Origin of the sequence: Klenkia sp. PcliD-1-E (genome assembly GCF_024124375.1) — a bacterium.
GTDB lineage: Bacteria > Actinomycetota > Actinomycetes > Mycobacteriales > Geodermatophilaceae > Klenkia.
Genome location: NZ_JAMXRZ010000013.1, coordinates 26681 through 51237, shown reverse-complemented (window position 1 = coordinate 51237; position 24557 = coordinate 26681). Strand labels below are relative to the sequence as shown.

General features: G+C 74.4%; 20 protein-coding genes. 5 read left to right on the top strand and 15 right to left on the bottom strand.

The features are described from left to right. Both NH342_RS04695 and serA read right to left on the bottom strand, forming a co-directional pair. On the bottom strand, window positions 1-350 hold a 350-nt coding region (locus tag NH342_RS04695), incomplete at its 3' end, for a hypothetical protein (protein WP_253011915.1). 385 nt (window positions 351-735) lie between these two features. Beyond that, window positions 736-2337, bottom strand: a complete 1602-nt coding sequence (serA, locus tag NH342_RS04690) for a phosphoglycerate dehydrogenase (RefSeq protein WP_253011912.1) — start codon at window positions 2335-2337, stop codon at window positions 736-738. A 122-nt stretch (window positions 2338-2459) separates the two neighbouring features. Here serA and NH342_RS04685 point away from each other — a divergent pair, with 122 nt between their 5' ends. Next, window positions 2460-3173 (top strand): hypothetical protein, encoded by a 714-nt coding sequence (locus NH342_RS04685; RefSeq protein WP_253011909.1) that lies wholly within the window; start codon window positions 2460-2462, stop codon window positions 3171-3173. 50 nt (window positions 3174-3223) lie between these two features. Then, window positions 3224-3565 carry a hypothetical protein gene (locus tag NH342_RS04680; RefSeq protein ID WP_253011907.1) on the top strand — a complete coding sequence of 114 codons (342 nt, stop codon included), beginning with the start codon at window positions 3224-3226 and terminating at the stop codon, window positions 3563-3565. Window positions 3566-3622: 57 nt separating this feature from the next. Here the strand turns inward: NH342_RS04680 and ilvC are convergent, their stop codons facing one another. The 5 genes from ilvC to ilvD all read right to left on the bottom strand — a co-directional run bounded on the left by ilvC (window position 3623) and on the right by ilvD (window position 11793). Continuing rightward, window positions 3623-4651 (bottom strand): ketol-acid reductoisomerase, encoded by a 1029-nt coding sequence (gene ilvC / locus NH342_RS04675; RefSeq protein WP_253011904.1) that lies wholly within the window; start codon window positions 4649-4651, stop codon window positions 3623-3625. A 37-nt stretch (window positions 4652-4688) separates the two neighbouring features. Further along, window positions 4689-5213, bottom strand: coding sequence for an acetolactate synthase small subunit (ilvN, locus tag NH342_RS04670; protein ID WP_253011901.1), 525 nt, complete (start codon window positions 5211-5213; stop codon window positions 4689-4691). After that, on the bottom strand, window positions 5213-7108 hold the full coding sequence (locus NH342_RS04665; RefSeq protein ID WP_253011898.1) for an acetolactate synthase large subunit: 1896 nt from the start codon (window positions 7106-7108) through the stop codon (window positions 5213-5215). The genes ilvN and NH342_RS04665 overlap by 1 nt, the downstream gene beginning before the upstream one ends. A gap of 251 nt (window positions 7109-7359) precedes the next feature. Beyond that, complete coding sequence (locus NH342_RS24075; protein ID WP_253011895.1) at window positions 7360-10017, bottom strand: EAL domain-containing protein; 2658 nt, start codon at window positions 10015-10017, stop codon at window positions 7360-7362. 78 nt (window positions 10018-10095) lie between these two features. Continuing rightward, window positions 10096-11793: a dihydroxy-acid dehydratase gene (ilvD, locus tag NH342_RS04655; protein WP_253011892.1), complete on the bottom strand. Its 1698-nt coding sequence runs from the start codon at window positions 11791-11793 to the stop codon at window positions 10096-10098. A gap of 76 nt (window positions 11794-11869) precedes the next feature. Here ilvD and NH342_RS04650 point away from each other — a divergent pair, with 76 nt between their 5' ends. Further along, window positions 11870-12232, top strand: coding sequence for a PH domain-containing protein (locus tag NH342_RS04650; protein ID WP_253011889.1), 363 nt, complete (start codon window positions 11870-11872; stop codon window positions 12230-12232). Here the strand turns inward: NH342_RS04650 and NH342_RS04645 are convergent. Then, window positions 12226-13176, bottom strand: a complete 951-nt coding sequence (locus tag NH342_RS04645; RefSeq protein WP_253011886.1) for a 2-hydroxyacid dehydrogenase — start codon at window positions 13174-13176, stop codon at window positions 12226-12228. The genes NH342_RS04650 and NH342_RS04645 overlap by 7 nt on opposite strands. 69 nt (window positions 13177-13245) lie before the next feature. Between NH342_RS04645 and NH342_RS04640 the strand changes: the two genes are divergently transcribed. Then, window positions 13246-14391: a sorbosone dehydrogenase family protein gene (locus tag NH342_RS04640; protein ID WP_253011883.1), complete on the top strand. Its 1146-nt coding sequence runs from the start codon at window positions 13246-13248 to the stop codon at window positions 14389-14391. A gap of 145 nt (window positions 14392-14536) precedes the next feature. Here NH342_RS04640 and gatB read toward each other — a convergent pair whose 3' ends face one another. From gatB to gatC, 4 genes are read right to left on the bottom strand one after another with little or no spacing between them, the layout of a single operon-like run. Then, a complete protein-coding gene (gene gatB / locus NH342_RS04635; protein WP_253011880.1) occupies window positions 14537-16039 on the bottom strand; it encodes an Asp-tRNA(Asn)/Glu-tRNA(Gln) amidotransferase subunit GatB in 1503 nt (500 codons plus the stop codon). After that, on the bottom strand, window positions 16036-16221 hold the full coding sequence (locus NH342_RS04630) for a hypothetical protein (protein ID WP_091065842.1): 186 nt from the start codon (window positions 16219-16221) through the stop codon (window positions 16036-16038). Before NH342_RS04630 ends, gatB begins: the two co-directional genes overlap by 4 nt. Continuing rightward, window positions 16218-17735, bottom strand: coding sequence for an Asp-tRNA(Asn)/Glu-tRNA(Gln) amidotransferase subunit GatA (gene gatA, locus NH342_RS04625; protein WP_253011877.1), 1518 nt, complete (start codon window positions 17733-17735; stop codon window positions 16218-16220). Before gatA ends, NH342_RS04630 begins: the two co-directional genes overlap by 4 nt. Next, window positions 17732-18043 (bottom strand): Asp-tRNA(Asn)/Glu-tRNA(Gln) amidotransferase subunit GatC, encoded by a 312-nt coding sequence (gene gatC, locus NH342_RS04620; protein WP_253011874.1) that lies wholly within the window; start codon window positions 18041-18043, stop codon window positions 17732-17734. The genes gatA and gatC overlap by 4 nt, the downstream gene beginning before the upstream one ends. Before the next feature lie 194 nt (window positions 18044-18237). On the opposite strand from gatC, the gene NH342_RS04615 reads away from it, so the two are divergent. After that, window positions 18238-18897 (top strand): ACT domain-containing protein, encoded by a 660-nt coding sequence (locus NH342_RS04615; protein WP_253011871.1) that lies wholly within the window; start codon window positions 18238-18240, stop codon window positions 18895-18897. Here NH342_RS04615 and ligA read toward each other — a convergent pair. The 3 genes from ligA to NH342_RS04600 are packed head-to-tail and all read right to left on the bottom strand — an operon-like array spanning window position 18894 to window position 24459. Continuing rightward, window positions 18894-21191, bottom strand: a complete 2298-nt coding sequence (gene ligA, locus NH342_RS04610) for an NAD-dependent DNA ligase LigA (protein ID WP_253011868.1) — start codon at window positions 21189-21191, stop codon at window positions 18894-18896. The genes NH342_RS04615 and ligA overlap by 4 nt on opposite strands. A gap of 36 nt (window positions 21192-21227) precedes the next feature. Beyond that, window positions 21228-22271, bottom strand: a complete 1044-nt coding sequence (locus NH342_RS04605) for a methionine synthase (RefSeq protein ID WP_253011865.1) — start codon at window positions 22269-22271, stop codon at window positions 21228-21230. Continuing rightward, window positions 22252-24459: a bifunctional UDP-sugar hydrolase/5'-nucleotidase gene (locus NH342_RS04600; protein WP_253011862.1), complete on the bottom strand. Its 2208-nt coding sequence runs from the start codon at window positions 24457-24459 to the stop codon at window positions 22252-22254. Before NH342_RS04600 ends, NH342_RS04605 begins: the two co-directional genes overlap by 20 nt. Window positions 24460-24557 lie beyond the last annotated feature (98 nt).

The window sequence follows — 24557 nt, the reverse complement described above, 5'->3', positions numbered from 1 at the left end:
GCGGCCGGCTGGGCCGCGGCGGCGGCCGCACCCGCGGCGGCCTCGCCCGCACCCGGCAGGGCGTCGGTGTAGACCTGCGAGGTCGAGGGCGTGCTGGTCTCGACGAAGAACGAGGCCGGGCCGCTGGCGGGCAGGCCCGCGGGCCGGGTCCCGGCCTGGCGCGCCTGGAGCTGGTCGCGGACCTGCTGCAGCTGGTCCGGGGTGAGGGAGATCTGCTCCTGCCCGGCGCGCGCTGCGATGTCGGCCGGCGAGGCCAGCGCGGCGCCGGCCCCCCCGGTCATGGTGAGGGCCGCCGCGATCGCGACGATCCCGCCCCGGGCGAGGACGCGGTGGCGTCCCTCCCCGGGCATGGTGGTTGTCCTGGGAACCACGTGCACCCCTGTCGGCGTTGGGAGATGGTCCCGGCGCGGCTCTGCGCCGGACCCGGCCAACGCTGGTCGTGAGCAAGGCTTCCGACCATGACCCGAACGGCCCAGCCTCCCTGGGCCGTCCGCCGAGTCTGTGAGCGTTCCCCGACGGTCGTGCGACGATTCCGTGACGGACCGGACGGTCGGCCCAGCGGGACGCGCATCCGGCCCAGCGCGGATCCCCCGGGTGCCGAGTGGACCAGTGCTCAACCAGTCGCAGCTGGCAATGAACTGGCCGTCGGTGGGCAGCGACCTGGGCCCGGACGCACCGCGGCGCCGGTCCCCGGGTCGGGGGCCGGCGCCGCGGTGCGGAGCTGTGGGGGTGGGGTCAGGTCGGGTTCAGGTCGGCCGAGCGGGCCTCGCGGGCGCCGATCTGGCCGGCGATGTCGGCCAGCAGCTCACCGCTGACCTCGCTGTCGACGGTGACCGCCATGAGCGCGTCCCCGCCCTGGGTGGTGCGGCTGACCTGGGCCCCGGCGATGTTGATCCCGGCCGCCCCCAGCGCCGCGCCGACGGTGCCGACGACGCCGGGCCGGTCGGCGTAGGTGAAGAACAGCAGGTAGCCCTTCGCCTCCAGGTCGATCTCGAAGCCCATGACCTCGGTCAGCTTGGGCACCTGGTTCTTGCCGTAGAGGGTGCCCGAGACGGTGACCTCGGCGCCGTCGGCCATCGCTCCGCGCACGCTGACCAGGTTGCGGTAGTGCGGGCTCTCGACGTCGGAGGCCAGCGACACCTCCAGGCCGCGGGCCTCGGCCAGCAGCGGGGCGTTGACGTAGGAGACCTGCTCCTCCACGACGTCGGTGAACACCCCGCGCAGCACGGCCAGCTGGACGACGGAGACGTCGAACTCGGCGATCTTGCCCAGCACCTGCACCTCGACCGACTGCGCGAGGCCCCCGGCGACCGCGGTGAAGACCCGGCCCAGCTTCTCCGCCAGCGGCAGCCCCGGCCGGACGTCCTCGGCCACGATCCCGCCGGCCTGCACGTTGACCGCGTCGGGGACGAAGTCGCCCTGCAGCGCCAGCCGGACGCTGCGGGCGACCGCCGTCCCGGCCTTGTCCTGGGCCTCGGTGGTCGAGGCACCCAGGTGCGGGGTGACCACGACGTTGGGCAGCGCGAACAGCGGGCTGTCGGTGCAGGGCTCCTTGGCGTAGACGTCGATGCCGGCCGCACCGACCTGGCCCGAGCGCAGCGCGTCGGCCAACGCGGCCTCCTCGACCAGCCCGCCGCGGGCGGCGTTGACGATGATCACGCCGCGCTTGGTCATCGCCAGCTGCTCGGCCCCGATCATCCCGAGGGTCTCGGGCGTCTTGGGCAGGTGGATGGTGATGAAGTCCGACTCGCGGAGCAGGTCCTCCAGCGAGACCAGCCGGACGCCGAGCTGGGCGGCGCGGCCGGGCTGGATGTAGGGGTCGTAGGCGATCAGCGTGACGCCGAAGGCGGCCAGCCGCTGCGCGACCAGGACGCCGATGCGGCCCAGGCCGACGACGCCGACGGTCTTCTCGGTGACCTCGACACCGGTGAACGTGGAGCGCTTCCAGGTGCCCTCGCGCAGCGAGGCGTCCGCGGCCGGGATGTGCCGAGCGGCGGCCAGCAGCAGGGCGACCGCGTGCTCGGCGGCGCTGACGATGTTGGAGGTCGGCGCGTTGACCACCATGACCCCGCGCGCGGTGGCGGCCGGCACGTCGACGTTGTCCAGGCCGATGCCGGCCCGCGCCACCACCTTGAGGTTCGGCGCCGCGGCCAGGGCCTCGGCGTCGATGGTGGTCGCGCTGCGCACCATGACCGCGGACGCGTCGGCCAGGGCCGGCAGCAGCGCGGACCGGTCGGCGCCGTCCACGTGCCGGATCTCGAAGCCGGAGCCGAGCACCTCCAGGGCGCTGGGGGCGAGCTCCTCCGCGATGAGGACGACGGGCGCAGGCGTGGTCACGGGTGGACAGCCTAGGACCCGCCGGGGTGAGGGCCTGCTTGCCCCTCCCCCGGCCGCCCGCCATCCTGGCCGTTCAAGCACCGGCGAGCGTCCGCGGCGCCGGTCCCGCGCGGAGGAGTGCAGTGAGCGAGCAGCAGGACGAGCAGGGCCGGTCGGAGACCTCCCCGTACGGGCAGCAGTCCTCCTGGGGGCAGTCCTCCTACGGCCAGCAGCAGGGGTACGGGCAGCAGGGGTACGGCGCCCAGGGATACGGGCAGCAGGCCTACGGCCAGCAGCCGGGCTACGCCCAGGCCTACGGGCAGCAGGGCTACGGCCAGCAGGGTTACGACCAGGGGTACGGGTACGCCCCCGCCGCACCGTCCAAGCCCGGCGCCGTCATCACCGCCGCGGTCTTCGGGTTCATCTTCGGTGCCTTCGGCGTGCTGTTCTCGCTGCTGGCGATCATCGGCGGCGCCACCGTGGCCGGGGCGGGCAACTCGCTGGACGACGAGATCCCGGGCTTCGGTGCCATCAGCGGTGCGGTCACCGGGTTCATCCTGGTCGCCGGGCTGCTCATCCTGGCCTGGACCGTGATCACCATCTGGGGCTCGGTGTGGGCGCTGACCGGCCGCAGCCGGGTCATGCTCATCGTCTCCGCCGCCATCTCCACGGCCTTCACCGGGTTCGGCCTGGTCGCCAACCTTGCCAACACCGGCAACGAGTTCGCCCGCCCGGGTGCCGGTGAGATCGTGTTCAGCTTCCTGTTGTTCGGCGCCGCCGTCGGCACCATCGTGCTGCTGTGCCTGGCCCCGTCGGCGCAGTTCTTCGCCGCGCACCGCGCGCGCCGCGGCCGCTGAGCATGGGTGGGACCGGCCCCCGCCGTCCTCCGCCCACGGTGGTGGCGGCGGTGGCCCTGGCCGGGTTGCAGGCGGTGTTCTGCCTGCTGCCCGGCCTGAACGGCCTGAGCCTCGGCCTGGCCGCCGGGAGCGTGGCGGGCTTCGTGATCGGCGGTCTGTACCTGGTGCTGTCGGCGGCCACCGTGCTGGGCTCGGTGCGGCTGTACCGCGGCATCGACGGTCGGCTGCTGGCCTACGCCGGCATCGCCCTGGTCGCCGTCTGGCTGGTCAACCTGGTGCTGGCGATCGCGCTGGCCGGCACGGTGGACGTCCTGTCGGTCCTGCTGCTGGGTCTGGCGGTCGGGGTCGTGGTGCTCACCCGCAAGCCCGAGGTGCGCGCCTGGGCCGCCTGAACGGAGGAAGCAGGACGGCCCCGCACCTGCCGGTGCGGGGCCGTCCTGCGTCGGGGGTCAGGAACGCTGGGCGGTGCCGGTGTAGTCGTCGGACGCGGAGACCCAGCTCATCAGGCCGCGCAGCTGGCGGCCGGTCTCCTCGATCGGGTGCGCCTCGGCGGCGGCCCGCTTGGCCGTGAAGTCCGGGGCGCCGGCGTCCTGGTCGGCGATGAACTTCGCGGCCCAGGTGCCGTCCTGGATGTCCTTGAGCACCTCACCCATCGTCTCCTTGACCCGGGCGTCGACCACGCGCGGGCCGGAGGTGTAGTCGCCGTACTCGGCGGTGTCCGACACCGACCAGCGCTGCTTGGCGATGCCGCCCTCGTACATGAGGTCGACGATCAGCTTCAGCTCGTGCAGGCACTCGAAGTAGGCGATCTCGGGCTGGTAGCCGGCCTCGGTGAGGGTCTCGAACCCGGCCTGCACCAGCGCGGACATGCCGCCGCACAGCACGGCCTGCTCGCCGAAGAGGTCGGTCTCGGTCTCCTCGGCGAAGGTCGTCTTGATGACCCCGGCGCGGGCACCGCCGATGGCCTTGGCGTAGGACAGCGCCAGCGCCTGCGCGGAGCCGGAGGCGTCCTGCTCGACGGCGATCAGGCAGGGCACGCCCTTGCCGTCGCTGAACTCGCGGCGCACCAGGTGGCCGGGGCCCTTGGGGGCGACCATCGCGACGTCGACGCCGGCCGGGGGCTTGATGTAGCCGAACCGAATGTTGAAGCCGTGGCCGAAGAACAGCGCGTCGCCGTCCTGCAGGTTGGGCTCGATCGACTCGGTGTACAGCGTCCGCTGCACGTGGTCCGGCGCCAGGACCATGATCAGGTCGGCCTCGGCGGCCGCCTCGGCGGGGGTGACGACCCGCAGGCCCTCGGCCTCGGCCTTGGCGCGGGACTTGCTGCCCTCGGGCAGGCCGACGCGGACGTCGACGCCGGAGTCGCGCAGCGACAGCGAGTGCGCGTGGCCCTGGCTGCCGTAGCCGATGACGGCGACGGTGCGCCCCTGGATGATCGAGAGGTCGGCGTCGTCGTCGTAGAAGATCTCGGCGGCCATGCGGTGGAGCTCCTTCGGTAGGTGGGGTGGAACGGCTTCAGGCGGTGCGCTCGACCGGGCGCAACGTACCGGCGCCGCTCATCGAGCGGGGTCCCCGGGCCAGGGCGACGGCACCGGACTGGGCCATCTCCTTGATCCCGAGCGGGGCCAGCACGGCCAGCAGCGCCTGCAGCTTCTCGGTCGTGCCGGTCGCCTCGACGGTCACGGTGTCGGCGTTGACGTCGATGACCTTGGCACGGAAGAGCTCGACGGTCTGCAGCACCTGGGCGCGGTCGGCCAGCGGCGCGCGGACCTTGACCAGCAGCAGCTCGCGCTGCACCGAGGCGCCGTCCAGCTCGACGATCTTGATCACCTCGACCAGCTTGTTCAGCTGCTTGGTGATCTGCTCCAGCGGCTGGCTCTCCACGTCGACCACGATCGTCATGCGCGAGAGGTCGGGGTTCTCGGTGGGGCCGACGGCGAGGGACTCGATGTTGAAGCCGCGGCGGCTGAACAGCGCGGAGACGCGGGCCAGCACACCGGACTTGTTCTCGACCAGGACCGACAGGGTGTGGCGCGTCATCAGACCGGTCCCTCCGTGAAGACCGGGCGGACGTCCCGCGCGGCCAGGATGTCGTCGTTGCTGGCGCCGGCGGCGACCATCGGCCAGACCTGGGCGTCCGAGCCCACCACGAAGTCGATGACCACCGGGCGGTCGTCGATCGCCATGGCCTCCTCGATGACCTCGTCCACGTCCTCGGCCCGCTCGCAGCGCAGCCCCACGCAGCCCAGCGCCTCGGCCAGCTGCACGAAGTCCGGGATGCGGATCGGCTCGATCTCCCCGCCGCCGGAGCCGCGGTTGTGCAGCCGGGTGTTGGAGTAGCGGCCCTCGTAGAACAGGGTCTGCCACTGCCGGACCATGCCCAGGTTGCCGTTGTTGATCAGCGCCACCTTGACCGGGATGCCCTCGATGGCGCAGGTGGCCAGCTCCTGGTTGGTCATCTGGAAGCAGCCGTCGCCGTCGACCGCCCACACGGTGGCCTCGGGCCGGCCGGCCTTGGCGCCCATCGCGGCGGGGACGGCGTAGCCCATCGTCCCCAGGCCCCCGCTGTTGAGCCAGGTGCCCGGCTTCTCGTACTTGACGAACTGCGCGGCCCACATCTGGTGCTGGCCGACCCCGGCGCAGTAGACCGCGTCCGGGCCGGCGATCGCGCCGAGCCGCTCGATGACGTACTGCGGGGAGAGCGCGCCGTCCTCGGGCAGGTCGTAGCCCAGCGGGTAGGTCTCCCGCCAACGGTCCAGCTGCGCCCACCAGGCGGACAGGTCCGCGGGGCCGTCCTTCTCCTGCAGCGCGGTGAGCGCGGCGACCAGTTCGGTGATGGTCTCCTTGGCGTCGCCCACGATCGGGACGTCGGCCTTGCGGTTCTTGCCGATCTCGGCCGGGTCGATGTCGGCGTGCACGATCGTGGCGCCGGGCGCGAAGCTCTCCAGCTTGCCGGTGACCCGGTCGTCGAAGCGCGCGCCGAGGGCCACGAGCAGGTCGGCCTTCTGCAGCGCGGCGACGGCGGTGACGGTGCCGTGCATGCCGGGCATGCCCAGGTGCTGGGGGTGGCTGTCGGGGAACGCGCCCCGGGCCATCAGGGTGGTGACGACGGGGGCCCCGGTCATCTCGGCCAGCTCGCGGAGCACCTCGCTGGCGCCGGCCTTGAGCACGCCGCCGCCGACGTAGAGCACCGGCCGGCGCGCCGCCTGGATCACCGCGGCGGCCTCGCGGACCTGCTTGCCGTGCGGGCGGGTGGTCGGCTTGTAGCCGGGCAGGTCCATCCGCGGCGGCCAGCTGAAGTCGGTGGTCGCCTGCAGCACGTCCTTGGGGACGTCGACCAGCACGGGGCCGGGTCGGCCGGTGGAGGCCAGGTGGAAGGCCTCGGCGATGCGCTGCGGGATCTCGGCGGGGTCGGTGACCAGGAAGTTGTGCTTGGTGATCGGCATCGTGATGCCGCGGATGTCGGCCTCCTGGAAGGCGTCGGTCCCGATGAAGCCGCTGGCCACCTGGCCGGTGATGGCCACGACCGGCACCGAGTCCATGTAGGCGTCGGCCAGCGGGGTGACCAGGTTGGTGGCGCCCGGGCCCGACGTCGCCATGCAGACCCCGACTCGGCCGGTGGCCTGGGCGTAGCCGGTGGCCGCGTGCCCGGCGCCCTGCTCGTGGCGGACCAGCACGTGCCGCACCGTGGAGTCGAACAGCGGGTCGTAGAGCGGCAGGATCGCCCCGCCCGGGAGGCCGAAGACCAGGTCGACGCCGACGGCCTCCAGCGAGCGGACGAGGCTCTGCGCGCCGGTGATGCCGGTCGCGGGGGCGCCCGCCGGTCGGGCCGCGTCGGTCAGCGAACGGTCGGTGGACTCGACGCCGACGGTGGCCGCCGCGGCGGCCTGGGTGGGTGCACCGGGGGTGGCCTGGGCACTGGCGGTGGTGCTCATCTGGGGGGTCTCCCTGGAAGGCGTGGGCGGGTGCGCGGCAGCTCGTGCTCTGGGCCCGTGGCAACAAAAAACCCCTCGTGCCGGCAGGCACGGAGGGGTGGGCGCGACGGTCGGGTGACCGTCGCGCTAGTCGATGACTACGAGGAGGGCAGAGCGCAGCACGGCGTCACTGTGCGCCGGGGGGCGCACCCGCGTCAACCACCGCGTCCCATCCACTGGGACGCGGTGGACCGCTCCGTGGGACGGGGCGGTCAGCCGGCCCCGACCCGGCCGACCTGGCCCGGCCACAGGTGCCCGGCGCCGGCGTCCAGCCGGGCGACGAGGGCGGGCAGGGTCAGCGGCCGGGACAGCAGGAAGCCCTGGGCGTAGCCGCAGCCCAGGGCCCGCAGCACGGTGAGCTGGCTGGGGGTCTCCACGCCCTCGGCCACCACGTCGATGCCCAGCGCGCTGCCGATGCCGATGACGGAGGCGGTCAGTGCGCGGGGCCGGGCGTCCTTGTCCACCCGGGCGAGGAAGGCGCGGTCGAGCTTGACCACGTCGACCGCCCAGCGGGTCAGGTGGTCCAGCGAGGAGGCCCCGGCACCGAAGTCGTCCAGCGCCAGGTGCACGCCCATCAGCCGCAGCGCGGCGAAGTCGGCGGCCAGCGAGGGGCTGTCCACCAACCCCGTGGAGCCGGTGACCTCGATGACCAGGCGCTGGGCCGGGAAGCCGGTGGCGCCCAGGGCAGCGGCGACGTCGCCGACCACGGTGCCGCTGGCCAGGTGCACCGGCGAGACGTTGATGCCCAGCCGCAGCGGCTCGCCGTGCTCGGGGAGCGCGGCGGCCTGGGTCATCGCCTCGTGCAGCACCCAGCGCTGCAGGTCCCCGACCAGCCCGGCGCGCTCGGCGATCGGGATGAACTCCTCGGGCTCGAGCTCGCCGAAGGCCGGGTGCACCCAGCGGGCGAGGGCCTCGACGCCGGTGACCCGCTGCTCGGTCAGCGAGACGATCGGCTGCCAGGCGATGGCGAGCTCGCCGCGGGCGCGGGCACCGACCAGGTCCTCGCGCAGCCGCTCCCGGCGGTCGCGGGCCGCGGCCAGCGCGGGCTCCCAGCGGCGCACCGACCCCGGGCCGGCCAGCCGAGCGCTGCGCACGGCGAGCTCGGCCCGGTCCAGGACGGTCTCCGCACCGGGCCCGGCCACCAGCGGCACCAGGCCCACGGCGGCCGACAGGTCGACCAGGCCCAGCTGGGTGACCACGGGCTGCTCGACCACGGACAGGCAGCGCGCGGCCACCCGGTCGGGCTCGTCGCCGGTGCCGTGCGCGAGCACCGCGAAGACCTCGGCCCCGACCCGGGCGACCAGGTCGTCGGCCCGCACGGTGGCCCGCAGCCGCCGCCCGACCTCGACGACGGCGACGTCGACGACGTCCCGTCCGACATTCTCCCGGGCGTCGTCGAGGCCCTCGATCTCGAACAGCAGCAGGCTGACCTGGGCCTCGGGGCCGGCGGCGGCCAGCTCCCCGGCCAGGGCGATGACGTGGGCGGCGCGGTTGGGCAGGCCGGTCACCGGGTCGGTGAAGGCCAGCGACCGCAGCTCGTCCTCGGCGTGCAGGCGGACGGTGACGTCGCGGCAGTGCAGCACCAGGGCACCGACCGCGGCGTCGGCGCGCAGGTCGGTCACGCTGGCCTCCCAGGCCTGCCAGGTGCCGTCGGCGGCGGGCAGGCGGAAGCTGCACAGCCCGGTCAGGGCGGCGCCGTCCCCGCCGTCGGCGAGCCAGGCGCGCACGGTGTCGACGTCCTGCGGGTGCACCCGGTCGGTGACCGGTGCGCCCACCAGCGGCCGGCCGGCGGCGTCGGCGGGGTCGGCCAGGGACGGCGCGGCCCAGGTGATGACCCGCTCGCCGTCGAGCACCAGCACGGCGTCGCTGCTGGCGCGGACCAGGTTGCGGAAGAAGGCCTCGCTGCGGCCCAGCCGGCCGGCGAAGCGCATCTCGTCCCCCACCACGACGACGCGGTGCACGCCGGTGAGCGCCAGGCCGGCGGCGACCGCGACCAGGGCGGCCGGGGTCGGGGTGGCCACGAACAGCGCCGAGGCGAGGACCAGGACGGCGGCCAGGACCATCACCGCGTGCGGCAGCAGCTGGCCGGCCAGCGTGATGCCGGTGGCCAGCCGGCCGTCGGCGACGGGGCGGTCGTCGGCCGCCGTCCCGGGGTCGTGGGCGGCGGCGAGCGCGAGCAGCACCAGCCCGCCGACGAGGACCGCGCGGCTGGCCAGGCCCAGCAGGCCGAACCCGCCGGTGGAGCCCAGCACGGCCAGGCAGTCGGCGACGGTGACCCCGGCCAGCCCGGCGAGGGTGGTGCCCGCGGTCGTGCGGCGGGCCGGACCCGCCGCGGTGAGGAAGGTGAGGCCGGCGGCCAGCAGCAGCGTGGCGGCGGTGCAGCTGGCCTCCAGGCCGGCGCGGGCGACGGCGTCCAGCGGGAGCCGCCGGACCACCGGGCCGACGACGAGCAGCTGGGCCAGCACGAACGCCGCCGTCCAGAACAGGGCGCTCTCGACCAGCAGCCGGGCACCGCCGGCGCGCAGCCGGGCCCGGCCGAGCAGGACGAGGACGGCGACCACGCCGACCAGGTGGGGCAGCACGGAGGCCGCGGTGCGCGGCGGGTCGACCGCACCGGGCGCGGGACCGACCAGCTCGGCGGCCCCGGCCACCACGACACCCAGCACGAGGGCGCGAGCGACGAGGGTCCAGCCGCGGGCGGGCACGTCGCGACCGGCCCGGGCCAGCACGGCGGCGGTGCCCAGCGCGGCGAGGACGACCACCGCGTCGGCGGCCAGCCGGTGGGCCCCGGCGGGCAGCAGCCAGGTGGCACCGAGCAGCGCGAGGCACAGCAGACCCACGAGGGGTGTCCGGCGCCGGGTGCGTTCCACCTCAGCCAGGTCGGCAGCCCCGGGCGGCTGCACGAGCCGACCGGGGCGGGGCTCACCCGCACGGGGGGCCCGGGCGGCTCAGCCGCAGACGGCGCCCCCGGCCGACGAGCCGACCAGCTTGGCGTACTTGGCCAGCACCCCGCGGGTGTAGCGGGGCGCGGGGGGCGCCCAGCCCTCCCGGCGGCGGGACAGCTCGGCCTCGTCGACGTGCAGGTCCAGGGTGCGGGCGGCGAGGTCCAGCACGATGCGGTCGCCGTCGCGGACGAACGCGATCGGACCCCCGTCGGTGGCCTCGGGCGCGACGTGGCCCACGCACAGGCCCGTCGTCCCGCCGGAGAACCGGCCGTCGGTGAGCAGGAGCACGTCCTTGCCCAGTCCGGCGCCCTTGATGGCGCCGGTGACGGCGAGCATCTCGCGCATCCCCGGGCCGCCGCGCGGGCCCTCGTACCGGATGACGACGACGTCGCCGGGCTTGAGCGTGCCCTCCGTGACCGCCTGCATCGCGCCGGCCTCGCCGTCGAAGACCCGGGCGGTGCCGTCGAAGACCTCGGCGTCGAAGCCGGCGCTCTTCACCACCGCGCCGTCGGGTGAGAGGGACCCCCGCAGGATCGTCAGGCCACCGGTGCGGTGGATCGGGTCGTCCATCGCCCGGATGATCGCGCCGTCGGGGTCCTGGGGGCCGATGTCGGCCAGGTTCTCGGCCATCGTGCGACCGGTGACGGTGAGGCAGTCGCCGTGCAGCAGCCCCGCGTCCAGCAGCGCCTTCATCACGACCGGGATGCCGCCGATGCGGTCGATGTCGGTCATCACGAACCGGCCGAAGGGCTTCACGTCGGCCAGGTGCGGGGTGCGGTCGCCGATGCGGTTGAAGTCGTCGAGGGTGAGGTCGACGTCGGCCTCGTGCGCGATGGCCATGAGGTGCAGCACGGCGTTGGTCGAGCCGCCGAGGGCCATGACCACGGTGATGGCGTTCTCGAAGGCCTTCTTGGTCATGATCTGGCGTGCGGTGATGCCGCGGCGCAGCAGCTCGACGACGGCCTTGCCGGACTCCACGGCGTAGCCGTCGCGGCGGCGGTCGGGGGCGGGCGGGGCGGCGCTGCCGGGGAGGCTCATGCCGAGGGCCTCGGCGACGCTGGCCATCGTGTTGGCGGTGTACATCCCGCCGCAGGCGCCCTCGCCGGGGCAGGTGGCCTTCTCGATGGCCGTCAGCTCGTCCTGGGTGATCCTGCCGGCCGCGCACGCGCCGACGCCCTCGAAGACGTCGATGATCGTCAGGTCCTTGTCGCCGAGCTTGCCCGGCATGGTGGCCCCGGCGTAGAGGAACACCGCGGCGAGGTCGAGGCGGGCGGCGGCCATGAGCATGCCCGGCAGCGACTTGTCGCAGCCGGCCAGCAGCACCGAGCCGTCCAGCCGCTCGGCGAACACCACGGTCTCGACGGAGTCGGCGATGACCTCGCGGGAGACCAGCGACGCCCGCATCCCCTCGTGGCCCATGGAGATGCCGTCGGAGACGGAGATGGTGCCGAACTCCAGCGGGAAACCCCCGCCCTCGTGCACCCCGGTCTTCACGGCCTTGGCCAGCCGGTCGAGGGAGAGGTTGCAGGGGGTGATCTCGTTCCAGGACGAGGCCACGCCGATCTGGGGCTTGTCCCAGTCGTCGTCGCCCATGCCCACCGCTCGCAGCATGGCGCGGGCCGGGGCGCGGGTGATGCCGTCGGTCACCTCGAAGGACCGGGGCTTCATGGTGGAGGTGCGGTTCTCGTCCACGGTCGTCACGCCCGGGATGGTAAGCCCGGGGCGTTCTGGGACGATCGGCTGCGTGGGCCAGGTACCGACGACGGCACGGATGAGGATGAGCCGCGTGGCTCTGGTGCCCGTGGTGGTGCTGCTGATCTGCACGCTGCCGGTGGCGACCGCGGCGTGGTGGGGTGTCCCGGTGCTGCTGGTCCCCGCGCTCGTCACGGCCTGGGTGCTGCGGGTGGGCCTGGACATCGGCCCCGACGGCATCACCCCGCGCAGCCTGCTGGCCGGCCGGACCGTGCCGTGGTCGGAGGTCGCCGGGATCCGGGTCGACGACGACCGGTCGCTGTGGCTGGTGCGCACCACCGGCACCGAGGTCCGGCTGCCCGTGGTCCGTGCCCGCGACCTGCCGCGCCTGGCGTCGGTCTCCGGCGGCCGGATCCCCGACCCCGAGGCCGCACCCCCCGCTCAGTAGTCGTCGACGACGTCCACCAGCGGCCGACCCGCCAGCACCCGCTGCAGCTGCGCGGAGACGGCCTCGGTCGCCCGCCGGCCGGTGTCGGGCACGTTCCCGGCCACGTGCGGGGTGAGCAGCAGCCCCGGCGCCGACCACAACGGGTGGCCCGCCGGCAACGGCTCGGGCTCGGTGACGTCCACCGCCGCCCGCAGCCGGCCGGCGGTGAGCTCGGCCAGCAGGGCGTCGGTGTCCACGACGACGCCGCGGGCGGCGTTGACCAGCAGCGCGCCGTCGGGCATCGCGGCCAGGAAGCCGGCGTCGACCATGCCCACCGTCTGGTCGGTGACCGGGACGATGACCACCACGACGTCGGCCCGGGGCAGCAGCTCGGGCAGGTCGGACGTGGCGCGGACGCCCTCCCGGGCGGTGCGCGCGACGTAGGTCAGCTCGACGTCGAAGCCGGCCATCATCGCGCCGACCGCGCGGCCGATGTCGCCGGCGCCGACGACCAGCACCCGCGCGCCGACCAGCGAGCGGTCGGTGCGGGGCGACCAGCGGCCGGCGTCGGCCTCGCGGGTGAAGTGCGGCAGGCCGCGCTGGGCGGCCAGGGTCGCGGCGACCACCCACTCGGCCGTGGCCGGGGTGTGCGCGCCGCGGGCGTTGCAGAGCACGACGCCCTCGGGCAGCCGACCGACGAACTTCTCCGCGCCGGCGCTCATCAACTGCACCAGCCGCAGCTCGGGCAGGCCGTCGAGGAAGCCGTCGGCGATGCCCGAACCGCCGGCGGGGACCCACACCTGGGCCCGGGCGGCGTCCCCGGTGGGCGGCCCGTCGGCGGGGTCGACCCGGTGCGCGCGCACCCGGGGGGACAGCTGCTCCAGGTGCGCACCGAGCGCGCGGGAGGGCACCAGGACGTGCAGCTCGGCGTCGTCGGGCAGGTCGAGCACGGGGGTGTCGGGCACGGTCGCGACGCTAGGCGCGCGGGCTCGCGACGGCGATCCGGGAGGGCGCCGGTGCGTACCCTGGGCGGGGTGACCCGGGGAGCCCGCGCGCTGGTGGCCGCGGCCGCGTGCGCACTGCTGGCCGGCTGCGGCGGCGGGTACACCCCGGCCGGCCCGTTCCGCGCGGTGCAGGACGCCCCCGGTCCCCAGGTCGGCCCGCCGACCGACAGCGCGCCCTCGCCGGCCCCGGGCAGCCCGACGCCGGGCACCGGGCAGGAGGAGCAGGGCGACCCGAACGTGCTGGCCACCGACCTGGCCGTGCCCACCGGGCTGGTGCTGCTGCCCGACGGCACCGGGGTGGTCGGCGAGCGGGAGACCGGTCGGTTGCTGCAGGTCTTCCCCGACCGCTCCCCCGCCCGCGAGCTGATGGTCGTGCCCGGCGTGGACACCACCGGGGACGGCGGGCTGCTGGGGCTGGCGTTGTCGCCCACCTACGACCAGGACGGGCTGTTCTACGCCTACCTGTCCACCGCCACCGACAACCGGGTGGTCCGCTTCCCCCTCGGCGGCACCCCCAACCCGGTGGTGACCGGCATCCCGCGCGGCGAGACCCACAACGGCGGCGGGCTGGTCTTCGGCCCCGACGGCACCCTGTACGTGGGCACCGGGGACACCGGCGACGCCGACCTCGCCCAGGACCGCTCGTCGCTGGCCGGCAAGGTGCTGGCCTACGACGTCTTCGGCCAGCCGGTGGGCGACGGCCCGCTCTACAGCTCGGGCCTGTCGGACGTGAAGGGGCTGTGCCTGGGACCCGACGGCTCGGTCTACGCCACCGACGACGCCGCCACCGGTCCCGACGAGTTCAACCGGCTGGTGCCCGGCGGCGACTACGGCGCGCCGCGGGCGCTGCCCGGCAGCAACCCACCGGTGCTCAGCGTGCCCGGCGGGACCGGTGGGCTGGCCGGCTGTGCGGTGTCGGGCAGCTTCGTCTTCCTCGGCGCGCTGGAGGGCCGGCAGGTCGTGCTCGCCACCCTCGGCCCGGACGGCGCGCCGGTGGAGGAGCCCGAGCCGTTCCTCGCCGACGAGTACGGCCGGCTGCGCACCGTGGTGGTCGATCCCGAGGGCGCGCTGTGGATCACCACGTCCAACACCGACGGGATCGGCTCCCCCGCCGAGGACGACGACAAGGTGCTGCGCATCCAGCCGCCCGCCTCGGACGCCACCAGCCCGCTGTAGGCACCCGCCCCCGCACCGGACAGTGATCAGGTCACCTGGTCACTGTCCGGCCAACCGCACCGACGTTCGTGTGGTCGGCGGAACGGTGATCAGGTCACCTGATCACCGTGGTGGCAGCCCGCTGCAGGCACCGCCCGCACCGGGATCACCCGCCGAGCACCCGCTCCTCGAGCATGCGGCGGACGGTGGCTGCATCGGCCTTGCCGCGGGTCTCCTTCATGACCGCACCGACCAGGGCGCCCAGGGCCGCGGTCTTGCCGCCGCGGACCTTCTCCACCACGTCGGGCGCACCGGCGATCGCGGCGTCGACGGCGGCGCCGAGCTCGTCGGAGTCACCCATCACCGCGAGTCCGCGGGAATCGACGACCTGCCGCGGGGAGCCCTCGCCGGCCAGCACGCCGTCGAGCACCTGGCGGGCCAGCTGGTCGTTGACGGTGCCCTCGGCGACGAGCTGGGTCAGCTCGGCGACCTGGGCCGGGGTGACGTCGAGCTCGGTCAGCTCGACACCGGCGTCCTTGGCCCGGCGGGACAGCTCCCCCAGCCACCACTTCCGGGCGTCGGCGGGGTCGGCGCCGGCGGCGACGGTGTCGCTGACCAGGCCGAGCGCACCGGCGTTGACCAGCCAGGCCATCTCGGTGTCGGACAGACCCCACTCCTCCCGCAGCCGCGCCCGACGGGCGGCGGGGAGCTCGGGCAGGTCGGCGCGCAGCTGCTCGACCCACGCGGCGTCGGGGGCCATGGGCACCAGGTCGGGCTCGGGGAAGTACCGGTAGTCGGTGGCCTCCTCCTTGCTCCGCCCGGCCGAGGTGGAGCCGGTGTCCTCGTGGAAGTGCCGCGTCTCCTGCAGGATCCGCTCGCCGTCGTCGAGCAGCGCGGCCTGCCGGCGCATCTCGTAGCGCACCGAGCGCTCGACCGACCGCAGGGAGTTGACGTTCTTGGTCTCGGTGCGGGTGCCCCACTCCAGGGAGCCGACCGGCGCGAGGGAGGTGTTGACGTCGCAGCGCAGGTTGCCCCGCTCCATGCGGACCTCGGACACGCCCAGCGCCAGGAGGATCTCGCGCAGCTCGGCGACGTAGGCGCGGGCGACCTCGGGGGCCTTGGCACCGACGCCGGGGACCGGCCGGGTGACGATCTCCACCAGCGGGATGCCGGCGCGGTTGAAGTCGACCAGCGAGTGGTCGGCCCCGTGGATGCGCCCGGTGGCCCCGCCGACGTGCAGGTTCTTGCCGGTGTCCTCCTCGAGGTGTACCCGCTCGATCTCCACCCGGTAGGTCTCGCCGTCGACCTCGACGTCCAGGTGCCCCGCGGTGCACAGCGGCTCGTCGTACTGCGAGGTCTGGAAGCCCTTGGGGATGTCGGGGTAGAAGTAGTTCTTCCGCGCGAACCGGCACCAGGTGGCGATCCGGCAGCCCAGGGCCAGACCGATCCGGATGGTGGCCTCGATGGCCGCGGCGTTGGCCACCGGCAGCGCACCGGGCAGGGCCAGGCAGACCGGGCAGGTCTGGGTGTTGGGCTCGGCGCCGAAGGTGGTGGCGCAGCCGCAGAACATCTTGGAGGCGGTGCCCAGCTCGACGTGGGTCTCCAGGCCGAAGACCGGCTCGTACCGGGCGACGACGTCGTCGAACTCGAGCAGACGGTCGGTGCTCACTTCTGCTCCTTCTTGGCTTCCCGGGCCTCGGCGCGGCCGGTGACCACGGCACCGACGGCGGTGAGGACCCCGAGGACGATGAACACGGCGAACACGGCGCGGCCGGTGGTCGCCCACAGCACGGCGCCGGCGAGGACGACGAAGGCGGTCAGGCCCCACGCGGCCTTCAGGGCGGTGCTCATGCCCGCGCCGCCAGCTGACCCAGGAAGGTGCCGCCGCGGGCGGCGTCCTGCGCGACCTCCAGCGCCGCGCCCACCCGGTAGCAGCGGTCGTCGGCGAGGGCCGGGGCCATCACCTGCAGCCCGACCGGCAGGCCCTCGGACAGCCCGCACGGCACCGAGATGGCCGGCAGCCCCGCGAGGCTGGCGGGCAGGGTGCACAGGTCGGCGGCGTACATGGCCAGCGGGTCGTCGACGCGCTGGCCGATCGGGAAGGCCACGCTCGGCGAGGTCGGGCTGACCAGCACGTCGACGCCGTCGCCGAAGGCGGTGAGGAAGTCGCGACCGATGAGCGTGCGGACCTTCTGCGCCTGGCCGTAGTAGGCCTCGTAGTAGCCGGCCGACAGGGCGTAGGTGCCCAGGATGATGCGGCGCTTGACCTCGGGCCCGAAGCCCTGCTCGCGGGTGAGCGCCATGACCTCGTCGAGGTCGCGGCTGCCGTCGTCGCCGACCCGCAGGCCGTAGCGGACGCCGTCGAAGCGGGACAGGTTGGACGACGCCTCGCTCGGCGCGATCAGGTAGTAGGCGGCCAACGCCAGGTCGAAGCTGGGGCAGGACACCTCGCGGACCTCGGCGCCCAGGGCCCGCAGCTGCTCGACACCGGCGCGGAACGCCTCGAGGACACCGGGCTCGTAGCCCTCGGTGTGGCCCTCGCCGCCGAGCTCGCGGACGACGCCGACGACGGTGCCGGTCAGGTCGCCCTGGGCACCCTGCTGGGCCGCGGCGACGTAGGGCGCGGCCGGTGCGTCGATGGAGGTCGAGTCGCGCGGGTCGTGCCCGCCGATGACCTCGTGCATGAGGGCGGCGTCGGCCACGGTGCGGGCCATCGGCCCGGCCTGGTCGAGGCTGGAGGAGAAGGCGATGAGGCCGTAGCGCGACACCGAGCCGTAGGTGGGCTTGTGCCCGACCAGGCCGGTGACGGCGGCGGGCTGGCGGATGGAGCCGCCGGTGTCGGTGCCGATGGCCCAGGGAGCGAGGAACCCGGCGACCGCGGCCGACGAGCCACCCGAGGACCCGCCGGGGATGCGGTCGTGGTCCCACGGGTTGCGGGTGGGTCCGTAGGCGGAGTTCTCGGTGGAGGAGCCCATCGCGAACTCGTCCATGTTGGTCTTGCCCAGCAGCACGGTGCCGGCGGCCTTGAGGCGCTCGGCGACGGTGGCGTCGTAGGGCGGCAACCAGCCCTCGAGGATGCGGGAGCCGCTGGTCGTGGGCACGCCGTCGGTGACGACGACGTCCTTGAGGGCGACGGGGACGCCGGCCAGCCGGCCGAGCTCCTCGCCGGCGGCCCGGCGGCGGTCGACCTCGGTGGCGGTGGCCAGCGCGGTCTCCGCGTCGACGTGCAGGTAGGAGCTCAGCTCGCCGTCGTACGACTCGATGGCGTCCAGGTGGGCGCGGGTGACCTCGACTGCGCTGGTCTCGCCGGCGGCGAGGGCGGCCTGCAGCGCGGTGACGTCGAGGTGGGTCAGCTCGGTGCTCACGCCTCCTCCCCCAGGATGCGCGGCACGCGGAAGCGGTCGTCCTCGGCGGCGGGGGCGCCGGCGAGCACCTGCTCGCGGGGCAGGCTGGGGGTGACGACGTCGGGGCGGTGCACGTTGGTCAGCGGGACGGCGTGCGTGGTCGGGGTGACGTCGTCGGTCGGCGCGTCCTGGACGCGGGCGACCGCGCCGAGCACCACGCCGAGCTGGTCGGCGAAGCGGTCGAGCTCCTCGTCGGTGACGGCGAGCCGGGACAGCCGCGCCAGGTGCGCGACGTCGTCTCGGGACAGGCTGTGTGCGTCCGTGCTCATGCGCTGGTGGGACCCCACTGTTGGTTGCTCGGTGGACGGCGGGGGGCCTGCGGCCCCCGACCCTGGGAGTCTACGTGGGGCGGACCACGGCCCCGGCCCGCGAGGCGGGTTGGCCTCGACGGGGGTCCGTGCGGCAGGCTGGCGGCGCCCACGATCGACGGAGATCGACACCCGGCGGTCCTGCGGAGGTGCCCGTGTCCTACCTGCTCCGGCTGGTCGTGCCCGACCGGCCCGGCATCCTCGGCGCCGTCGCGACGGCGCTGGGGCTGGCCGGCATCGACATCGTCTCGGTGGACGTGCTGGAGCGCGGCGACGGCATCGCGGTCGACGACGTCGTGGTGGAGCTGCCGGAGGACCGGGTCGTCGACGGCCTCATCACCGCCGTCATGACGGTGCCCGGCGTGCAGGTCGAATCGCTGCGACCCTTCTCGGGTCAGCTGGACACCCACCGCGAGCTGCAGCTCGTCGAGTCCCTCGGCCGGGCCGGCAGCGGGACGGCGGCGCTGCTGGCCGGGGAGCTGCCCCGGGTGCTGCACGCCGGGTGGGCGGTGGTCCTGGCCGCGGCCCCGGATGGGGTCTTGGTGCACGCCGCCTCCGAGGCCGCCCCGGACCTCAGCGGGCTCCCGCTGCCCTGGCTGCCGTTGACCGCTCCGGTGCTGCTGCCCAGCGAGGACGACTGGGTGCCCGATCTCTGGCGGGGGATGGCCGTGGAGATGATGGCCGCGCCGTTCGACGGCACCGCGGTCGTGCTGCTGGGCCGCTCGGGCGGGCCGGCGTTCCGCCGCTCGGAGCTGCTGCGGCTCACCCACCTGGCCGGGATCGCCGCCACCGTCGCGACGCTGCCGCCGGTCTAGTCCCCGCCCTCCTCCCCCGCGTCGTCCTGCGCGGCGTCGTCCTGCGCGGGGTCGTCCTGCGCGGGGTCGTCCTGCGCGGCGTCGTCCGCGGCGGCCTTCGTCCGGCGCGGGGCCCGCTTCTTCGGCGCAGGTGTGGCGTCGTCGTCAGCGGGGGTCGGCTCGGGCTCGCTGCCGTCGCCGATCGTGGCGACCTCGCGGGCGGCGTCGGGGCCCTGCTCGAGCAGCACGGCGAACCCGTCGTCGTCGAGGATCGGCGCCTTGACCTGGACGGCCTTGTCGTACTTGCTGCCGGGGTCGGCGCCGACCACCACGAAGCCGGTCTTCTTCGACACAGAGCCGGTGACCTTGCCACCGCGCTCCTGGATGGCGGCGATGGCCTGGTCGCGGCTGTGGTCGCGCAGCGAGCCGGTGACGACGACGGTGACGCCGGTGAGCGGGCCGGGGCCGGCGTCGGACGCCTCGTCCTCCATCCGGACGCCGTCCCGCCGCCACTTCTCGACGACGCCGAGGTGCCAGTCGACGGAGAACCAGTCGCGGACGGCCGCGGCGATGGTCGGGCCGACGCCGTCGGCGGCGGCGAGCTCCTCCTCGCTGGCGGCCATCAGCCGGTCCATCGACCGGAACTCGCGGGCCAGCGCCTGCGCCGCGGTGGGCCCGACGTGCCGGATCGACAGGGCGACGAGCACCCGCCACAGCGGGACGTCCTTGCGGGTCTGCAGGTTGGTGAGCAGCCGCTGGCCGTTGGCCGACAGCATGCCGTCCTTCTTGGTGAAGAAGTCGGCGGTGGCCAGCTGCTCGGCGGTCAGGGAGAACACGTCACCCTCGTCGCTGAGCAGACCACTGGCCAGCAGCGAGGTGGCGGCCTCGTAGCCCAGCACCTCGATGTCGAAGGCGCCGCGGCCGGCGACGTGGAACACCCGCTCCCGCAGCTGCGCCGGGCAGGACCGGGCGTTGGGGCAGCGGATGTCGGCGTCGCCCTCCTTCTCGTGCCGCAGCTCCGTACCGCACTCGGGGCAGTGCGTGGGCATGACGAACTCGACCTCGTCACCGGTGCGCACGTCGACGACCGGGCCGAGGATCTCCGGGATGACGTCGCCGGCCTTGCGGATGACCACGGTGTCGCCGATCAGCACGCCCTTGCGGACCACCTCGCCGGCGTTGTGCAGGGTGGCCAGCTGCACGGTGGACCCGGCCACCTTGACCGGCTCCATGTAGCCGAACGGCGTGACCCGGCCGGTGCGGCCGACGTTGACCCGGATGTCCAGCAGCTTGGTGGTCGCCTCCTCGGGCGGGTACTTGAACGCGATCGCCCACCGGGGGGCCCGGCTGGTGGAGCCGAGCCGGCGCTGCAGGGCGACCTGGTCGATCTTCACCACGACGCCGTCGATCTCGTGCTCGACGGAGTGCCGCTGCTCCCGGTAGCGCTCGACGTAGGCCCAGACGGCCTCCAGGTCGGGCACCACCTCGTACCGCTCGCTGGTCGGCAGGCCCAGGGCCTTCAGCTTCTCGTAGGCCTGCGACTGCCGGTCGACCTCGAAGCCCTCACGGGCACCGACGCCGTGCACCAGCAGGCGCAGCGGGCGGCCGGCGGTGACCTTCGGGTCCTTCTGCCGCAGCGACCCGGCGGCTGCGTTGCGCGGGTTGGCGAACGGGGCCTTGCCCGCCTCGACCTGGGCGGCGTTGACCTCGGCGAAGGCGGCGACCGGGAAGTAGACCTCGCCGCGGACCTCGACCAGCTCGGGGACGTCGTCGCCGGTCAGCTGCTGGGGGACGTCGGCCATGGTGGCGACGTTGGCCGTCACGTCCTCACCGGTCGTGCCGTCGCCGCGGGTGGCCGCCCGGACCAGCCGGCCGCGTTCGTAGACCAGGTCGATGGCCAGCCCGTCGATCTTCAGCTCGCAGAGGTAGCCGGCCCCCGCCGCGCCGTCGCGGTCCGCGCGGGCGGCCCAGGCCGACAGCTCGTCGGAGCTGAACGCGTTGTCCAGGCTCTGCATGCGCTCGAGGTGGGTGACCGGGGAGAAGGTGGCGCCGAAGCCGCCGTTGACCTTCTGGCTGGGTGACTCGGGGGTCACCAGCGCCGGGTGCTCGGCCTCGAGCGCCTTGAGCTCGCCCAGGCGTTCGTCGTACTGGCCGTCGCTGACCAGCGGGGCGTCCTTGACGTAGTAGGCGAAGGCCAGCCGGTCGAGCTCCTCGGACAGCTCGCGGTGCCGGTCGCGGGCGGCGTCGGGCACCTCGGTGACGTCGGCCCGCTCCTGCTCGGCCTCGACCTGGGGTGCTGCGTCGTCCGTGATCACGGGGTGCACGGTAGCCGCGGGGTACGACAGGAAACGTCAGTCCGGCAGCAGGTACTTCGCCGCCTCGCGGACGTGCGCCATCGCCGCCCGCGCGTGGGCGGGGCTCGCGCCGGCCAGCCCGCACGTCGGGGTCAGGGTGACCGCGGCGTGCAGCTGCTCGGCGGGGAACCCGAGCCGTCCCCACCACTGCTGCAGCCGGGTCGCGGTCACCTTCGGCGCGGGGAGGACGGCGTCGGTGCCGGGGACGACGCCCAGGAACAGGTGCGTGCCCTCGTCGACCGCGGAGCCCACCGCGTCGAGGTCGGTGACCAGGCCGAGGTCGAACCCGACGGCGTCGGCACCGGCGGAGCGCAGCAGGGCCAGCGGCACCTGCCGGGCGCAGCAGTGCACCACGACGGGGTGGTCGAGGACGTCGAGGAAACGGGTGAGCTCCTCGGTGGCGACGGGTTCCTCGACGGCCGGCAGCTTGCCGAACCCGCTGGCGGTGGGGAGGGCGCCCTGCAGCACGGCCGGCAAGGACGGCTCGTCGACCTGGACCACGACGGCGGCGCCGGGGAGCCGCGCCGACACCTCCGCGACGTGCGCGCGCAGCCCCTCGGCCAGGGACTGCGCGAGGTCGCGGCGGGCGCCGGGGTCGACGACGGCGCGGTCCCCCCGGGTGCGCTCCAGCATGGCGGCCAGCGTCCAGGGCCCGGCGGCCTGCACCTTGAACGGCCCGGTCCAGTCGCCGGCGACGTCGTGCAGGGCGTCGAGGTCGCGGGCGAGGAACTCCTGCGCCCGCTGCAGGTCCCTGCCCGGGCGCGGCACGAGCCGCCAGCCGGCGGGCGTCAGGTCGACCGCGAGGTCGACGAGGAGGGCGGCGGTGCGGCCGGTGATGTCGGCACCGGCACCGCGGGCGGGCAGCTCGGGCAGGTGCGCGAACCCGGGCAGCTCCCCCACCACGAGGCGGACGGCCTCGGCGGGGTCCGTGCCGGGCAGCGACCCGACGCCCGAGGCCGGCCCCCATGCGGGGACCGGCCTCGGGTCGTCGGTGCTGGTGGTGCTGTCGTGCTGGGTGCTGCTACCGCTGGGTGACGCCACGCCCGCGACGGTAGCCCGCCACGGTGGCGACCCCGCCGGCCAGCAGCAGGCCGACGCCGAGCGCGGTCAGCTGCCCGGTGGCCGCGCCCGTGTTGGCCAGCTGACCGGTGCCGATCCCGTTGCCGGGGTTGGCGACCGGCTGGGTGCCAGGCGTGCCGGGCGTGCCGGGCGTGCCGTTCCCGCCGCCGTCGCCCGGCTCGGCCGGGCAGGTGAACCCGGCCCCGGCGACGCCGAGGGCGCCGCTGGTGGCGTCGACGGTGCCCACGGGCTCGGGCTCGGTGGTGCTGCCTCCCAGGCCCTGCGCGGGCGCGGGCGCCGTCGCGAAGGTGTCCGGGGTGCCGTGGTCAGCCGCCGGCGGGGCCACCGGCGAGTTGTCCTCGAAGTAGGCCACCGCGGTGTCCACGTCGACCGGGCCCGTCGTCGGGTCGGTGCCGTTGGTGAAGGCGGTGAAGCTGTCACCGCCGGCGATCAGGAACGAGTTGGCGACGACCCGGTAGGTGGCGGTGGGGTCGATGACCGTGCCGTTCAGCGTGATGGTGGTCGGGTCGACCCGCTGGCCGTAGGGCTGGGCGACGTCGAAGGAGTAGGCGAAGCCCTCCGACGTGCCCAGTCGCAGGTTGCTGGCCCTCGGCCCACCGGGGTTCTGGAACTGCTGCTCCAGGATCCCGCGGATGTCGGCACCGGTCAGGGTGATCGCGTTGACCGTGTTGCCGAACGGCTGCACGGCGAAGAGGTCGGCGTAGGTCACGTCGCCGGCCGCGATGTCGGTCCGCAGTCCACCCGGGTTCATGAAGGCGATGACCGGGTCGCCGTAGGTCGGGCTCTGCAGGGCCTCCAGCTGGGCTTGCGCCACGAGGTTGCCGAGGCTGGACTCCCCGTCGCGGACGGCGACCGGGTTGCCGTTGGCGTCGGTGCCCTGGGCGCGGCGGATGTCGGCCGTGGCGGTGCCTTCGACGACGTCGCCCGCGTCGGCCGATGCCTCCTGCCAGTAGCCGACGATGGCCGCGATGTCCGGGTCGGGCGCGTTGCGGGTGACCGGGACGTTGGTGGCCTGGTAGATGCCGCAGAGCCGGTCGACGTCACCGGTGGTGCCGTCGACGACCAGGCGGATGTCGGAGATCAGCCGGCCGTAGAAGCCGGCCTGGGTCAGCAGCCGCGGGTTGCCGTCCGGGTCTGCGACCATGCAGTTGTAGGCCTGGTGGCTGTGGCCGCTGATGATCAGGTCGACGGCGGGGCTGACGTCGGCGTTGATGTCGACGATGGGACCCGTGAGCTGGTCGCACCCGTTGACGTCGAGCGAGTCGCCGCCCTCGTTCTCGCCGCCTTCGTGGATCAGCACGCCGATGGCCTCGATGCCCTGGGCCTGCAGCACCGGCACCCACCGGTTGACGGCCTCGGCCTCGTCGATGAACTCGACGTCGGTGATGCCCGCCGGCGAGACGATGGTCGGGGTGGTCTTCGTGACCACCCCGATGAGAGCCATCTTCTTGCCGCCGCCGACGTCGAAGACCTCGTAGGGCGGGAGCATCGGCTGGCCGGAGGCGGTGTCGATGACGTTGGCCGCCAGGTACGGGTAGTCCGTGCCGTGGAAGTCCGCACCCGTGCTGTCGGGGAAGCAGCCGTCGACGCCGGCCTGGAAGGGTTCACCGCCCAGGGTGGCCGGGCACGCCTCGACGTCGTCGGAGTACTGGTCGTCGGTGGCCGCCGAGATGCGGCGCAGTTCCTCGGTGCCACGGTCGAACTCGTGGTTGCCGACGGAGGAGACGTCCAGGCCCATCGCGTTGAGGACCTCGATGGTGGGTTCGTCGCGGAAGACGCTCGAGTCGAAGGGGGACGCGCTGATCAGGTCACCGGCGCCGACGAACAGCGACGCCTCCTGCGTACCGCCCTGCGCGAGGAACGCGGCTCGGGCCGACTGCACGGTGGTGGCGACGCTGGCGGAGCCGCCGACCGTGGTGGTGACGTCGTCGGCCGTGCCGTAGGCGCCGTCCGGACCAGGGTCGGTGAGCAGCTGGCTGTCCGACCCGGTCGTGTCGGAGATCCGGCCGTGGAAGTCGTTCATGCCCAGCAGCTGGACCGGGATGTCCGGCGGGGGTGTCGCAGGAGCCGCCGAGGCCATGGTCGGGAGCCCGACGAGGGCAGCCGAGGCCACCAGGGCAGCGGCAAGGGTGAGGCGCGTTCGGCGCAAGGGTCCTCCATGGATGAGCTCCGGCCGAACCGTGCGTGACGGAACGGTCACAGAGCATGACTAAGTAGCGTGGCGAACCTTCTCGCCCCGGCGAACCT

Coding starts and splice junctions, on each gene's coding strand:
- NH342_RS04665 (WP_253011898.1), bottom strand. CDS start 7,108: ATGAGCACCACCGCCAGTGCCCAGGCCACCCCCGGTGCACCCACCCAG.
- NH342_RS04650 (WP_253011889.1), top strand. CDS start 11,870: ATGAGCCGCGTGGCTCTGGTGCCCGTGGTGGTGCTGCTGATCTGCACG.
- NH342_RS04630 (WP_091065842.1), bottom strand. CDS start 16,221: ATGAGCACCGCCCTGAAGGCCGCGTGGGGCCTGACCGCCTTCGTCGTC.
- ilvN (WP_253011901.1), bottom strand. CDS start 5,213: ATGACGCGCCACACCCTGTCGGTCCTGGTCGAGAACAAGTCCGGTGTG.
- ilvC (WP_253011904.1), bottom strand. CDS start 4,651: ATGGCCGCCGAGATCTTCTACGACGACGACGCCGACCTCTCGATCATC.
- gatC (WP_253011874.1), bottom strand. CDS start 18,043: ATGAGCACGGACGCACACAGCCTGTCCCGAGACGACGTCGCGCACCTG.